Source organism: Hymenobacter arizonensis (assembly GCF_900115775.1).
GTDB classification, from domain to species: domain Bacteria; phylum Bacteroidota; class Bacteroidia; order Cytophagales; family Hymenobacteraceae; genus Hymenobacter; species Hymenobacter arizonensis.
Map to the genome: position 1 here is coordinate 50,532 of NZ_FOXS01000005.1, position 14,669 is coordinate 65,200.

Genomic DNA, 14,669 nt, shown 5'->3' on the forward strand with positions numbered 1-14,669 from the left:
ACTTCAAAAAACGGTCTGTTACCTAACCCTTAAAATGACCAAACCCAACAAAGTTCTCGTCCTCGGTTCCGGCGCCTTGAAAATCGGCGAAGCCGGGGAATTCGATTATTCCGGTTCGCAGGCGCTCAAGGCCCTGAAAGAGGAAGGCATCCGCACCGTCCTCATCAACCCCAACATTGCCACCGTGCAGACGTCCGACGGCATGGCCGACGACGTGTACTTCCTGCCCGTGACGCCCTACTTCGTGGAGGAAGTCATCAAAAAGGAGCAGCCCGATGGCATTCTGGTGGCCTTCGGCGGCCAAACGGCCCTGAACTGCGCCGTGGCCCTGTACCGCGGCGGCGTGTTCGAGAAGTATAACGTGCAGGTGCTGGGCACGCCCGTGCAGTCGATTATTGACACCGAAGACCGGGATATTTTCAAGGATAAGCTTTCCCAGATTGGGGTGCACTGTGCCCGTAGCGTGGCCGTGACGACGATGGAAGACGCGCTGGCCGCCGGCGAGAAAATCGGCTTCCCCATCATCGTGCGAGCGGCCTTTGCGCTGGGTGGCCTGGGCAGCGGCTTCGCCAACAACCTGGACGAGCTGCGGGCATTGGCCCAGCAATCCTTCACCACCTCCGACCAGATTCTGGTGGAAGAATCGCTCAAGGGCTGGAAGGAAGTGGAGTACGAAGTGGTGCGCGACCAGTACGACAACTGCATCACGGTCTGCAACATGGAGAACTTCGACCCCATCGGCATCCATACCGGGGAGAGCATCGTGGTAGCCCCGTCCCAAACGCTCAGCAACCGCGAGTACCACAAGCTGCGTACCATCGGCATCGCCACCATTCGCCACCTGGGCATCGTGGGCGAGTGCAACATTCAGTACGCGTTGGACCCCGTTTCGGAGGACTACCGCGTGATTGAGGTGAACGCGCGCCTCTCCCGCTCCTCGGCCCTGGCCTCGAAGGCCACGGGCTACCCGCTGGCGTTTGTGGCCGCCAAGCTCAGCCTGGGCTACTCGCTGTCGGAGCTCAAAAACAGCGTGACGCAGACCACGTCGGCCTTTTTCGAGCCGGCCCTGGACTACGTAGTGGTCAAGCTGCCGCGCTGGGACCTGAGCAAATTCGAGGGCGTAAACCGGCAGATTGGCAGTGCCATGAAGAGCGTGGGCGAGGTCATGGCCATCGGCAAATCCTTCGAGGAAGCCATCCAGAAAGGCCTGCGGATGCTGGACACCGGCAGGCGCGGGTTTGTGGCCAACAAGCCCGAAAACATTGATGCCACCACGATAGACCAGCTGCTAAACGAGCCAAACGAAGAGCGCATCTTCGCCATTAATGACGCGTTTGAAGCTGGCTATACGCTGGAGCAAGTGCACGCGCTGACGCGCATCGACCACTGGTTTTTGCAGCGTCTCTACACCATTTTCCTACTCGGTAATAAGCTTGCCGAAGGACGCGTAAATGGGTTGGATGGCCTGGAAACCGGCTTGCTGCGCGACCTCAAAAAAGCGGGTTTCTCCGACCAACAAATTGCGGTAAAGCTGCTCGGCGAAGGCGATGTGAAGGCCGATGAGCTGCGGGTGCGCGCCCGCCGCAAGGCGCTGGGCGTGCTGCCCGTCATCAAGCAGATTGACACGCTGGCGGCCGAATTCCCGGCCAAAACCAACTACCTCTACAGCACCTACCACGGCACCGAAAACGACTTGGAACCCGAAACCGCGAAGTCGGTGGTGGTGCTCGGCTCCGGCGTGTACCGCATCGGCAGCTCGGTGGAATTTGACTGGTGCGGGGTGCAAGCCGTGCAAACCGCCGCGGAGGAAGGCTATAAAACCATCATCATCAACTACAACCCCGAAACCGTTTCGACCGACTACGACGTCAGCGACCGGCTGTATTTCGAAGAGCTGAGCTACGAGCGGGTGATGGACATCCTGGATTACGAGCAGCCCAGCGGCGTGATTCTCTCCACTGGCGGCCAGATTCCCAACAACCTCGCCACCCGCCTGGAAGAGGCCAACGCCCCCATTCTCGGCACCACCGCGGCCAGCATCGACGCAGCCGAGAATCGCCACAAGTTCTCCCGCATCATGGACGAGCTGGGCATCGCCCAGCCGCGCTGGAAAGAGCTGACGTCGCTCGATGCCATGATTGCATTTGTGAAGGAAGTAGGTTTCCCCGTGCTCATCCGGCCGAGCTACGTGCTATCGGGCGCCTCGATGAACGTGGTTTCCAACAACTTCGAGCTGGAGGAATTTTTGAAAGCCGCCACGGCCGTGAGCGCCGAATATCCGGTAGTGGTGTCGGAGTTTATTCAGGAAGCCAAGGAAATTGAGCTGGACGCGGTGGCAGACAAAGGAGATATTGTGAGCTACGCCATTTCCGAGCACGTGGAGTTTGCCGGCGTGCACTCCGGCGACGCCACCATGTACTACCCGCCCCAACGGGTGTACGTGGGCACCATTCGCAAGCTGAAAATTATCGCCGAAAAAATAGCCAAGCGCTACCAAATCAGCGGCCCGTTCAACCTCCAGTTCCTGGAGAAAAACGGCGTCATCCGCGTGATTGAGTGCAACATCCGGGCCTCGCGCAGCTTCCCCTTCGTGTCGAAAGTATCGGGCCACAACCTGATTAAAAAGGCCACGCAGGTGCTGCTGGGCAAGAAAGTGGCGCGCGACGAGAGCGAGCGGGTCTACGACCTGCCCTTCGTGGGGGTGAAGGCCCCGCAGTTCTCCTTCACCCGCCTGCCCGGCGCCGACCCGGTGCTGCGCGTGGACATGGTGAGCACCGGCGAAGTCGGCTGCCTGGGCGACACGGCCGAGGAAGCGCTGCTGAAAGCGATGCTGAGCGTAGGCTACAAAATCCCGCAGCAGTCGGTGCTGATTTCCGGCGGCCCCATCATCTCCAAGGTGGCCCTGCTCGCCCCCACCGAGCTGCTGGTCAAAAAGGGCTACACCATTTACGCCACGCAGGGCACGCACCGCTTCTTCGCCGACAACGGCGTGCCCAGCCGCCTCGTGTTCTGGCCCGACGAGCTGCAGGAGCCCAACGTGCTCACGTACCTGAAGGAGAAGAAAATCGACCTGGTCATCAACATCCCCAAAAACCTCTCGAAAGGCGAGCTCGACAACGACTACCAAATCCGCCGCACGGCCGTGGACTTCGGCGTCGGGCTGCTGACCAATGCGCGGCTGGCCAAGGCCTTCATTCAGGCCTTCTGCACGCTGGAGCTGCAGGATTTGAAGATTAAGAGCTGGAACGAGTACAAGGCCATGTAGCGCGGACTCTGTGAGTCCGCGCATAGCTCAAACCCATCTTCGTGTCGCGCATGAAACAAGATGGGCGATTCGTGGCGGACGACATACCCGTGGTGAAAGCCGCTGTATCGCGGGGCCCCCTCAAAGCTTTATGAAGCTTGCTTATTGGGTGCTAAAGTTGAGCAATAGCATGCAGGCGGAGCTGTCCTGCTCAGTGAAATTGTAGGATATACAGCTGAGGGCAAGGCTGTCCGTAAGCGCTACACGACAAACCATTCCCCTTCGACGTCCATGTAATATGCATGGTCGCGGCTCTCGTGCAGCGGCAGGCTGAGGCATTCGCATTAGTCTTGAAAGGCAATCAGGATTCAGCCGTTTTCACTGGTCACGTGTTTCGTTGGCTGTATCTTTTTTACTAGTAGTTGGTTATCAAGATTTTTAATCAGGAAAGCGGGCGGTGCCTACCCATTTAGATGCCCGCTTGCCTGCCTGCTCATTCACCTCCCTCTCTATGCCCGCGCAGCTACCCTCACACCGCTCTTTTTACTGCTGATAATTTCTCCTTGCGTAGCGCTGAGTGAGAATGAGAATGGGGCAGTCCCGACTGTTTCATGGGCCGGTGCTTTTTCGTAGCTTGGCGGCATGAAAATTCATTACCTGCTCTTAGCAAGCGGGTTGGCGGGCTGCGCCAACCCCTCCCCCCAGGAAGTTGCCGAGTCCCTGGTGAGGGAAGAGGTCCAGGCCAGCCTCCCCAACCCGGTCGCCTACAAATCCATTGGGTTTGACGTGGAGCCCTACACGCGCCAGGATTCGGCTGCGGCCGCGGCCGGGCGGGGCAGCACCCCGGGGCGCGCAATCGGGGGCGCGGACACGACGCGCATTGGCTGGGAAGTCCGGCACGTTTACTGGGCCGAAGACGCGGACGCCTCCCTCGTCAAACAAGAAGCCCGTTTCGCGGTGTACCCGCCTAAGACCGTAGTCCGCTTAGTTGAACACTAGCGGGTTGCCGGCGAGCCGGTGCCAAGCCCACAGCCCCGGCGTGCGGAGCGTGCACAAATGATTAGCTAGGCGTTGGTGCCCACGTTTTCTTACGAGCGCACCGTTACCCGCCACCGCGACTTATTGGTGTTCGGGAGCTACTTAGTGCTAAGAATCGTTCCGGGAGGCTATTGGCTAATCCAGAAAATAGCCAGCAAGGCGTCAATCAACGTTCAAGAAAACGGTCGTGGCTGTGGCAGAAGCTGCTCAGCGCCTGCGTTGGTTTCGCAAAAGCGAGTGCGTCTAGCTAACAAGGAGGCTCTAGGAGCTTACCTGGGCAGGTAGGGGCTACCTGGGCAAATCAATGAATTCCGCCCGCCAGGGAGATTTCGCAACAGCCACAGTGGTTCAAGTAAATCCGTAGTTGCTGCTCTGGCGGTGGAGGCCTCTCTTTCCGCTTTTACTACATGGCCTAACGGGTACTACCCGGTGCTTGTGGTGGCCTGCTCCGGTTGGTTCAGCAGCTTCTAGGCCGTGTGGCTGTTCCAGATAAAATAAAACACTAACTGAAACGCTGCATTTGCTTGTGTAACCACTTGAATCGACATGGCTAGCAATGTCTTTGTCAGGTTTCAGCTCTGTACGGCTGTTTCGTGTTCCTGCTCCTCTGTGGCCCAGGGCTAACGGTGTTGAATAGAGTTAGGATTGAAGCGCGCCCCATAAAGCGCGAGTTGCCGCTTGAGGTCGAAAGAGGGATAAAGAAGTAAGGACAGGTTCCGGGCCGCTACTGCCACGGTAGAATGGGCCCGGGTTCTAGCCAAACCAGCCCAAGCATGATTCATTGCTGAAAGTATTGTAATCTTGCCTGGCTGCGTTCCTTACTCACTTGTGCATGAAATACGTGTTACTCAATCCATATGCTCCGGCGCTGGCCGGTCTTTTGGCCCTGTGTGGCCCAGTCGCTCTTGCTCAACGGGCGACAACTGTTAAAGCACCGGCGCGCCGTGCGGCCGTGAGCCAACCCGTGGGCGTGTTGGCAACGATGACCAAGGGCATGCAGAAGTTTGACGGCTACTTTCCGTTTTACTACGAGCAGAAAACGGGCAGAATTCTGCTGGAAGTTGACCGGCTTGACCAGGAGTTTTTGTATTTCGGGTCGTTGGCCAGCAGCATAGGCAAAGGCATCGAAAGAGGCCAGAGTAATGCGGCTATTGCCAAGTTCATCCGAGTGGGAGGGAAGGTCCTTCTGATTGAGCCCAACTACGAGTACCGAGCCGTGAACGGCAACGCGGATGAACAACAGGCCGTTGACAACGCCTTTGCTAAATCGGTCATTTGGGGGTTTGTGCCGGTGGCTACCGAAGGCACGAAAGTGCTAATAGACCTGACCCCGTTTCTGGTACGCGACAGCCAGAAGATTGCCGAAGGACTGGGCCGGAGCGGCTATCAGGGGCCCGGCGCCAGCCTGATGGGCGGGCCCGGAAGCGGGCCTGCAAGCAGCTACAGAGTCGATGAGTCGCGCTCGGCGGTGTACCTGGAGAACACCCGCAACTTCCCCAAAAACACGGAGTTTGAGGCCATGGTCACGTTCACGAGTACGCCCGGCCGGGGCTCCGACCCAACCCTGGCTCCGGACCCGAATGCCGTGACTGTGCAGATGCATCAGGCCTTTATTGAGCTGCCGGACAAGAACTTTCGGCCTCGGCAGTTTGACCCCCGCTCGGGCTTTCAGGATTTCAGCTATCTGGATTTTGCCGCTCCCATGAGCCAGCCGCTGGCGCAACGGTTTATTGTCCGGCACCGGCTCGAGAAGAAGGACCCGGCCGCGCCTGTTAGCGAAGCCGTGAAGCCCATTGTGTACTACGTAGACCGGGGCGCGCCACCCGCCATCAAAAAAGCGCTGCTGGAAGGCGGCGCCTGGTGGAACCAGGCTTTTGAGGCAGCGGGGTTCAAGGATGCCTTTCAAATAAAAGAGCTGCCGACCGGGGCCGACCCCATGGACATCCGCTACAACATGGTGAACTGGATAAACCGGTCTGGTAGCCCGCGGGCTTACTCGTACGGGTACAATTACGTGGACCCGCGCACGGGAGAAATTCTGAAAGGGGTGGTGTCGTTGGGGGCCGACCGGCACCGGCAGGACTTTCTTATTGCGGAGGGCTTGCTGCAGCCTTACGAAGACGGCAAGCCTGTGAGTGACCAAATGGAGCAGTTGGCCTTGGCGCGCATCCGGCAGTTGTCGGCTCACGAAATTGGCCACACGCTGGGAATACACCACAACTTCACGGCCAGCACCAAGGAGCGGGCTTCGGTGATGGATTACCCGTTCCCGCGCTTCACCTGGCAGCCCGATGGTAGACTCGACGTGTCGCAGGCCTACGCCACCGGCATCGGCAGCTGGGACAAACGCGCGGTGCTGTGGGGCTACGCCGACTTCCCCAAGGGCACCGACGAAAAGCAGGCGCTTGACCGCATCATGCAGGAAACCCTGCAACAGGGGCACCGCTTTATTCCGGACATTGGCGGCTACGCTCACCCGGCCGCCAACCAGTGGGACGAAGGCACTGACCCCGTAGCGCAGCTGGCTACGCTGATGACGGTGCGCCGAGAACTGCTCGACAAGTTTTCCGAGAAAGCCATTCGCCCGGATGCGCCCCTGGCCACACTGGAAGAAGTGCTGGTGCCGATTTATCTGCTGCACCGCTACCAGGTGGAGGCCGTGGCCAAATCCCTGGGTGGGCAGTACTTCACTCACGCCGTGAAAAACGACGGCCAGGCGCCCACCCAGATGGTGGACCCGGCCGTGCAGTGGCAGGCGTTCGATGCGCTGCTTGCCACCATTTCGCCGGCCGCGTTGCAACTGCCCGAGGCATTGATTGCCAAGATTCCGCCGCGGCCATCGGGCTACCCGGCCACGCTGGAAACCTTCGGCCGCTACACCGGGCCCACCTTCGACCCGCTGGCGGCGGCCGAAGCGGCGGCTGGCCCCACCATTGCCTCGCTTCTGAACCCGCAGCGTGCCGCTCGCCTGATTGAATACCAGGCCCGCGACAGCAAGCAGCCCGGCTTTCTGCCGGTGGTGGAGCAGCTGCTGGCGCGCACGTGGCGCGCCCGGCCAGAAACCGGCTACGCCGGGGCTGTGCAAACGGTAGTGAACAACCTCGCCCTGCAGCACCTGCTGCAGCTGGCGGCCAACGCGAAAGCGCCGGCCAGCGTGCGCGGGCAGGCCTTGCTCGCGGTGGATGGCCTGCAACGGTGGATGCACAGCCAGGCCAAGCGGGGCAAAGCACCCCAGCAAGCCAACCTGCTGTTCGGCTTATCGCAGATTGAGCGGTTCCGAGCCAACCCGACTGCTTTTACGCCCGCGCCTGCGGTAGACATGCCGCCCGGCGCGCCCATTGGCATGCCGGGGATGAGCTTTATGGACTAGTTCAGGCTTTTTTTGCTTACTACTACTGATTTATGCAATGAAAAAGCTCATTGTTTTCTGCTGCTGTCTGTTCTCCCTGTCTGCAATGGCTCAGCCGAGCACGGACATTTACCTGTTCGACCTCTCGGTGAAAGCAGGCAACGTGGTGCTTACCAAACCGCGCAATGCCACGTCCCATCCAGGCTACGACAACCAGCCCTTTTTCCACGCCACTCAACCGGTTCTTTACTACACGTCGAGCGCCGAGGGTGGTCGCACCGACCTGAAGTCATATAACTACCGCACGGCCCTGACCAAGCAGATTACGGCCACGCCCGAGCGGGAGTATTCACCGACGTTGACTGAGGACCAGCAGTTTCTCTCCTGCATCATTCAGCGCGACAATGGCCAGCAGGACTTGGGCAAATATCCACTGGCAGGCGGCCCGCCCGTGGTGCTGATTGACAACCTCAAAGTCGGATATCATGCCTGGGCTGACCAAACCCGCCTGCTGATGTTCGTGCTGGCTACGCCCGTAAGCGAGCTGCACTTTCACGACCTCGCAACGGGGCGCGATACCATCATTGCCCGCAACATTGGGCGCTCGCTGAAACGCATCCCTAACCAGTCGGCTATCAGCTTCCTGGAACACGCGCCGGATGGTACGTGGCTCATTCGACGGTTCGACACCCAAACCCAAGCCGTCACGACCCTCGCCCCGGCCCTAACCGGAGCAGAGGACGTGGCCTGGACCAGCAATGGCCTGATGCTGATGAGCAACGGCGAGCAGATTTACAGCCGAAAGCCCGGTAGTGGCCAGAATTGGCAGCCTGTGACCCTAAAAGGAGCAATGCCCACTCTGAAGAAAATGAGCCGACTGGCCATCAACGCTGCCAATGATAAGCTGGCGGTAGTAGTTGAGGAATAAAGCAACGAGTCAATCACAATTGAGCGTGCTTGAAATATCCAAAACCATTGCACCAGTGGCTGATTGAGTTGTGTGCCAGCCGCTCAGCCGGCGCTGCAGCTTAGCTAAGGCTGCCCTTGCAGCAGTTGGTTTCATTGTCTAGAGAGGGTGTTTGGAGTTGAGCGGGCGACATGCCCGTTTGCTTTTTACGTTACAGAAAGTTGATGCCACCGGCGCATCTCAGCCGTACACAGTAGCTCTCAAAGTGGCCGCAGCACGGGAAAGTAGGCCTGTAGGCTGGCTCGGTTTTTATGGGTGAGGCGCTTCCGCAGGGGCGTGTGCTTGCTCCGGCTGCGGTAAGTCGTCATTTATTTCTGCTCTATGCTACGTGTTTCTGTTGGGTTTCCTGTTGTCTTAAGTTTAAATACGTCGGGCTATGTGCTGGCATTATTGGGCCTGCTGGCTCCGGCCCTGAGCCAGGCACAGGGGCCGGTGGCCTTCCCCGGAGCCGAAGGAGCGGGGCGATACACTTCGGGCGGGCGGGGTTCAGCAACAGTGCCGACTACAGTGTTTGAGGTTACCAACCTTGAGGACGACAACCAGCCCGGCAGCTTGCGCTATGCCCTCGGCAAGACCGCGGCAGCGCGCACGGTGGTATTTCGGGTATCGGGCACCATTCACTTGACTGCGCCGCTCAACATCAGCAAGCCCAACACCACCATTGCCGGTCAAACGGCGCCCGGCGACGGCATCTGCCTGGCCGATTACCCTGTGTCGGTGAAGGCCAACAACGTGATTGTGCGCTTTATCCGCTTCCGCATGGGCGACAAAAACCAAAACCAAGGCTTCGTGCACGGCGCAGGGGGCGACGATGCCTTCGGAGCGCAGCGCATTAAGCACCTCATTGTCGACCACTGCTCGATGAGTTGGAGCACCGACGAAGCCATGTCGGTGTATGAGGGCGATAGCACTACCCTGCAGTGGAACCTCATTGCGGAGCCGCTGAACTACTCCTATCATTTCGAGCGGGGCGATGAGGATTTCGAGCGCCACGGCTTTGGCGGCATTTGGGGCGGGCAGCACGCCTCGTTTCATCACAACTTGTTTGCGCACTGCAAAAGCCGCACGCCCCGTTTCAACGGGAGCCGCTACACCCACCCGGCGGGGTTCGAGAACTGCGACTTTGCCAACAACGTCATTTACAACTGGGGCGAAAACAACGTTTACGCTGGCGAGGGCGGCAACTACAACGTGGTGAACAACTACTACAAGCCCGGCCCGAACACCGCCACCAAAGTGCGCGCCCAGGTGCTGAACCCCTACAAAATTGACAAGGAGCCGGGCCGCCTGCCCTACGGCAAGTTTTACCTGACCGGCAACTACGTGGCCGGCTCCCCCGCCGTGACGGCCCGCAACTGGCGCGGCGTAGCGATGAACGGCGGCACTCCCGCCGATACCGTGCTGTCGAAAGTCGACCAGCCCTTCGCCATCGGGCAATTGGCGCTGCAGCCGGCGGCAGCAGCGTTTGAGGCGGTGCTGCAAGGCGCCGGCGCCATTCGGCCGCGGCGTGATACACTCGACCAGCGCATTGTGCGCGAGGTGCGGGCGGGAACGGGCACCATCATCGACGTGCAGGGCCACTACCCCCACGGCACGCCCTACAGCGTAACGAAGCGGGCTTGGCCCGTGCTGAAGTCCGCAACTGCCCCCACCGACACCGACCACGACGGCATGCCCGATGCCTGGGAAAAGGCCAACGGCCTAAACCCCAACAACCCCGCCGACCGCCAAACTATCGCCGCCAACGGCTACACCAACCTGGAGAACTACCTCAATAGCCTGGTAATGCCAGCGGCCGGTGGGCAGAAGGCTCCCGCGCCGAAAACCAAAAAGAAGTAGGCGGTACTAAGCGCGACCATTCAATATTTCATCGGCTCTCGGGGCTTCTTCGGAAGGCTTGGGGCCAGTGTCGTTTTTGAGGCGGTATGTCGCTAATCCGTTCAGCCGGTTTTCCAACCGTTCAGCGGGCCGGTTTACCGTTCGCTGAAATTGTGTTTCGGTAGCTGAAATGGGCCGGTAAGTTTGGGTCATTCAATCACCCATAACCCCACTTACTCCATGAAACCTTCTGCTTTCACCCGCTTTCTGATTGCTGCGCTTTTAATGGCCGGAACCGCTGGCCCGGTACTGGCGGCCACACCAGCTTCGGCTGCCGTAGAGGCCACTGCGCCGGTGGCCGACAATCCTGCTGCTCATCCCACCTTCACGGTGCGGGTAGTGGGCAAGGGCCAGCCCATGCTGCTCATTCCCGGTCTCAACTGCCCCGGCGAAGTGTGGAACGAAGTAGTAGCCCATTTCCAGCAGCGCTACCAGTGCCACGTGGTATCGCTGGCGGGCTTTGCCGGCACGGCGCCAGCCCCCGCTGTCGACCCGCTGCTGCCAGCTGTGCGCGACCAGCTCCTGGCCTACATCAAAACCCAAAAGCTGAATAAGCCCACCGTGGTAGGGCATAGCCTGGGCGGCTTCCTGGCCCTGTGGCTGAGCACCACCCAGCCCGATGCGCTGGGCCCCCTCGTGATTGTAGACTCGCTGCCTTTCCTGGCAGGCGTTCAGTCCCCAGGGGCTACCCTGGAAGCGGCCAAAACCATGGCTGCCGGCCTCCGCAACCAAGTGAAGCAGGGCCCCATGCCCGCCGCGGCCCAGCGCCAAATGATAGCCAGCCTGGTTATCGACACGGCCCGCGTTAGCCAGATAGCCCGCTGGGGCACGGCGTCGGACCCCGCCACCACGGCCCAGGCCATGTATGACATGTACACCACCGACTTGCGCGCCGACCTCGGCCGGGTGCAGCAGCCCGTGCTGGTGCTGGGAGCCTGGGCGGCCTACAAGCAATACGGCTCTACCAAGGAAAGCACCCGGGCCATCTTCACGCAGCAATTTGCCCAGCTGCCCCAGGCGCGCATCGAAATGTCAGAGGCGGGTCGACATTTCCTCATGTACGACGACACAACGTGGTTTTTTGCCCAAACCGATGGCTTTCTAAAGCAAAGCAGTGTGGCTCGGAAATAACAATAATTTCGTGATGCTCTCCCGATGCACTGCCGCTGGCTAGCCAGCTTGTGCGTCACCCATCCTCACCTTTTCGCTTCAGCATTTACCTGCAAAGAATACCTTCCGCCTGCCATGCCAACGATAACCGAGAACGACCTCACCGCCCTGAAACTGGAACTGTCGGTGAAGGCTAAAAACGGAATTGATTTTATAGTAGCCGCCAGCATCATCTGGTCTGTTATCGCGGTGGTGTGGCTGCAGCCCAACCACCCGGCCAAAAACGGAATGATTACCTTTTTTGTTGGGGGCCTCATGTTGCCGTTGGCCTGGGCCATGTCTAAGGTGTTTAAGACCAACTGGACCATCAAAGACAACCCGCTGCAGCCGCTGGGCTTGTGGCTGAATTTCGCGCAGCTGTTCTACTTCCCAATTCTGATGTTCATGTACTCAAAGCAGCCGTAGCATTTTATCATGACCTATGCCATTATAACCGGCGCACATTTCTTCCCTTACGCCTGGTTTTACCGCACCAAAGCCTTCGCTTACATGGCTGGCGTCATTTCGGTCGGAGCCATGCTGCTGGGCCTGCGGGTCGGCCCGCAGGAGCTTTACCTCATTCCGGGGTTTGTGGCGGGGGCTATGGTGGTGCTGAGCGCGCTGCTGGTCATTGCTTACAAACAGAATGCGAAGCTCTATCTTGAGCCGGTATCGGCCTTCAGTAGCGTTTAGCCGCCCTGGGTTTTCCTTGCCTTTAGCACCTTATTCATGTCGATTCGCATTTCCCGTCGCCGGCTATACTGGGCCCTGCAAATAGGCTGCTGGGGCATATTTGGGGCGCTGGGGCTGCTCATTATGGCCATGGTAGGGCAGAAGCTCTCGCTGGCGAGTGTGCAAACGCAGGTCTTTATGATGGGTGTGTACATCGCTACCACCCACGGCCTGCGCGCGCTCATCCGGCGCGGCGGCTGGCTGAAGCTGTCGGTGCCCCAGGTGCTGTTCCGGCTGCTGCCCCTGAACCTAACAGTCGCTTTTCTGACGCAGTGCCTTGTAACTCTGGTCATGATTTACGGCCTGCGGGTGTTCACGGTAGCGGAGTTTCGCAGCAGCTACCTGCTGCTATACACCCTGAACATGAACTTCGTGTTCTGGCTCTGGACGGGCCTGTACTTCGGCCTACACTACCTCGACAATTACCGACAGGCCGACATCGACAAATGGAAGCTGGCGGCGGCCGTGCGCGAGGCCGAAATGCGTACACTCAAAGCTCAGATTAATCCGCATTTTCTCTTCAATGGCCTCAACAATATCCGGGCGCTGGTGCTGGAAAACCCGGCGCGCGCCCGGGAGATGATGACGCACCTGTCCGACTTGCTCCGGTATTCGTTGCAGCTCAACAGCCGCGAGCAGGTGCCCCTGGCCCGCGAGTTGGAGATTGTGGTGCATTATCTCGCCCTCGAAAGCCTGCAGCTGGAAGAGCGCCTGCACTACACCCTGGACGTGGACCCTGCCACGCTCGACGTGCTGGTGCCGCCCATGACAGTGCAGCTGCTGGTCGAAAACGCCATTAAGCACGGCATCACGCCGCGGCCGGGCGGGGGCAGCATCTATGTAGGGGCTCAGCTGGGAGCGCCGGAGCAGGTGCTCATTACCGTGCGCAACCCGGGCCAGTACCAGCCCACGCCCAACGCCCCCGACCACACCGGCGTGGGCCTGCCCAATGTTCAGGAGCGGTTGCAGCTCCTGTTTGGGCCCCGCGCCAGCTTCCGCATTGCCCCCGACGCGCTGCAGCCCGACACCGTGACCGCCGAGCTCCGCCTGCCGCTGCAGCCCGGCGCAGTGGCGCCGCCCGCTGCCATGCAGCTCCCCACCGCCTCAACGCCCCAATTCCTGAACGCCTAATGAAAGTGCTGTTGGTCGATGATTCGCGCCTGGCCCGCACCGAGCTGCGCCACCTGCTGCAGGCCTTCCCCGATGTGAACGTGGTAGGGGAGGCCCGCCACGCCGACGAAGCCCGCGCCCAGATAGAAGCCCTGCGGCCCGATTTGCTGCTGCTCGACGTGCAGATGCCCGGCCAAACCGGCTTCGAGCTCCTGGCCACGCTGGACGCGGCCCCGCACGTCATTTTCACCACCGCCTTCGACGAGTACGCCCTGCAGGCCTTCGCGGTAAATGCCCTCGACTACCTACTCAAGCCCGTGCAGGAATCGCGCTTGGCTGCTGCCCTGGCCAAGGCCAGAACCCGGCTGCGGGCGCCCGCTTTCGCCGAGGCCGCGCCCGATGAGCCGCCCTTTGCCCCGCCCCAAGCCCCGCTCACGGCCCAAGACCAGGTTTTTGTGAAGGACGGGGAGCGGTGCTGGTTTGTGAAGCTAGCCGACATCAAGCTCTTTGAAATCAACGGAAGCTACACCCGCATTCATTTCGAAGACCAGCGGCCGCTCATCCCCCGCACGCTGCAGCAGTTGGAAGCCCGGCTCGACCCCAAGGTATTTTTCCGGGTCAACCGCCAGCAGATTATCAACCTGAAATGGATTGCCAGCATCGAGCCCTGGTTCAGCAACACCCTGCGCCTCACCCTGCGCGACGGTCCCGAAGTAGAAGTGTCGCGGCAGCAGTCGGTGCGCTTTCGGGAGCTGCTCAGCTTATGAGCCGCTAGGCGCAGGCCTCTACAAAAACCAAGCGGTTGCCGAAGGGGTCGACGACTTCGGTCTGCATTACCTTTTCGCTCCAGCTGGTTTTCTCCAGCCCTGGGCGCGCAAAGGAATGGTTTTTTTGCACCAGCCTGTAGTGGTACGCCACCAGGCCCTTTATTTCAGCAATTGCCTTCGAGCCGGGGCAGCTGTCGCCGTGGTGGCTGGTAAGGTGCAGCACTACGTCGCCCCGCGATACCTGCATGTACAGCGGCCCGGTGGCGGGCCGGTCTTCCCAGTCGAGGTGAAACCCCAGCCACTCAATGTAAAATTCGTAAGCTTGATGATAGTCAAAAACGTGGAATATAGGTGTTACCATATGCGTTAGAAGGGTAGAATCTTCGAAGTTACTAATGATAGTACTTACAAGTCTAGTTACCTGCTCATGGGATA

Annotated in this window: 9 protein-coding genes and 1 pseudogene; 9 read left to right on the forward strand and 1 reads right to left on the reverse strand. The window is 59.8% G+C overall.

Features of this window, described 5'->3' with window-relative positions; translation table 11 throughout:
* Positions 1-34 precede the first annotated feature (34 nt).
* From carB to BMZ66_RS16830, 9 genes and pseudogenes are all read left to right on the forward strand, one after another.
* Positions 35-3,265, forward strand: coding sequence for a carbamoyl-phosphate synthase (glutamine-hydrolyzing) large subunit (gene carB / locus BMZ66_RS16790; RefSeq protein WP_092676311.1), 3,231 nt, complete (start codon positions 35-37; stop codon positions 3,263-3,265).
* A 621-nt stretch (positions 3,266-3,886) separates the two neighbouring features.
* A complete protein-coding gene (locus BMZ66_RS16795) occupies positions 3,887-4,243 on the forward strand; it encodes a hypothetical protein (RefSeq protein WP_092676314.1) in 357 nt (118 codons plus the stop codon).
* A gap of 871 nt (positions 4,244-5,114) precedes the next feature.
* Complete coding sequence (locus tag BMZ66_RS16800) at positions 5,115-7,652, forward strand: zinc-dependent metalloprotease (protein ID WP_234795135.1); 2,538 nt, start codon at positions 5,115-5,117, stop codon at positions 7,650-7,652.
* An 85-nt stretch (positions 7,653-7,737) separates the two neighbouring features.
* Positions 7,738-8,559 carry a TolB family protein gene (locus BMZ66_RS16805; RefSeq protein ID WP_092676317.1) on the forward strand — a complete coding sequence of 274 codons (822 nt, stop codon included), beginning with the start codon at positions 7,738-7,740 and terminating at the stop codon, positions 8,557-8,559.
* 360 nt (positions 8,560-8,919) lie between these two features.
* Positions 8,920-10,437, forward strand: coding sequence for a pectate lyase (locus tag BMZ66_RS16810; RefSeq protein ID WP_234795136.1), 1,518 nt, complete (start codon positions 8,920-8,922; stop codon positions 10,435-10,437).
* A gap of 219 nt (positions 10,438-10,656) precedes the next feature.
* Complete coding sequence (locus tag BMZ66_RS16815; protein ID WP_092676324.1) at positions 10,657-11,607, forward strand: alpha/beta fold hydrolase; 951 nt, start codon at positions 10,657-10,659, stop codon at positions 11,605-11,607.
* A gap of 114 nt (positions 11,608-11,721) precedes the next feature.
* Positions 11,722-12,318 (forward strand): annotated as a pseudogene (locus BMZ66_RS26550) (DUF7010 family protein).
* A gap of 36 nt (positions 12,319-12,354) precedes the next feature.
* Entirely contained in the window at positions 12,355-13,488 is a 1,134-nt protein-coding gene (locus BMZ66_RS16825) for a sensor histidine kinase (RefSeq protein WP_092676327.1), read from the forward strand.
* Entirely contained in the window at positions 13,488-14,234 is a 747-nt protein-coding gene (locus tag BMZ66_RS16830) for a LytR/AlgR family response regulator transcription factor (protein ID WP_092676330.1), read from the forward strand. The genes BMZ66_RS16825 and BMZ66_RS16830 overlap by 1 nt, the downstream gene beginning before the upstream one ends.
* A 4-nt stretch (positions 14,235-14,238) precedes the next feature.
* On the opposite strand, the gene BMZ66_RS16835 is transcribed toward BMZ66_RS16830, so the two are convergent.
* Positions 14,239-14,595: a glyoxalase superfamily protein gene (locus BMZ66_RS16835; RefSeq protein ID WP_092676333.1), complete on the reverse strand. Its 357-nt coding sequence runs from the start codon at positions 14,593-14,595 to the stop codon at positions 14,239-14,241.
* Positions 14,596-14,669: the final 74 nt, after the last annotated feature.

What these genes read in the sequence shown, in the direction of transcription:
- carB (WP_092676311.1), top strand. Translation starts at nt 35, where the DNA reads ATGACCAAACCCAACAAAGTTCTCGTCCTCGGTTCCGGCGCCTTGAAA.
- BMZ66_RS16795 (WP_092676314.1), top strand. Translation starts at nt 3,887, where the DNA reads ATGAAAATTCATTACCTGCTCTTAGCAAGCGGGTTGGCGGGCTGCGCC.
- BMZ66_RS16800 (WP_234795135.1), top strand. Translation starts at nt 5,115, where the DNA reads ATGAAATACGTGTTACTCAATCCATATGCTCCGGCGCTGGCCGGTCTT.
- BMZ66_RS16805 (WP_092676317.1), top strand. Translation starts at nt 7,738, where the DNA reads ATGGCTCAGCCGAGCACGGACATTTACCTGTTCGACCTCTCGGTGAAA.
- BMZ66_RS16810 (WP_234795136.1), top strand. Translation starts at nt 8,920, where the DNA reads ATGCTACGTGTTTCTGTTGGGTTTCCTGTTGTCTTAAGTTTAAATACG.
- BMZ66_RS16815 (WP_092676324.1), top strand. Translation starts at nt 10,657, where the DNA reads ATGAAACCTTCTGCTTTCACCCGCTTTCTGATTGCTGCGCTTTTAATG.
- BMZ66_RS16825 (WP_092676327.1), top strand. Translation starts at nt 12,355, where the DNA reads ATGTCGATTCGCATTTCCCGTCGCCGGCTATACTGGGCCCTGCAAATA.
- BMZ66_RS16830 (WP_092676330.1), top strand. Translation starts at nt 13,488, where the DNA reads ATGAAAGTGCTGTTGGTCGATGATTCGCGCCTGGCCCGCACCGAGCTG.
- BMZ66_RS16835 (WP_092676333.1), bottom strand. Translation starts at nt 14,595, where the DNA reads ATGGTAACACCTATATTCCACGTTTTTGACTATCATCAAGCTTACGAA.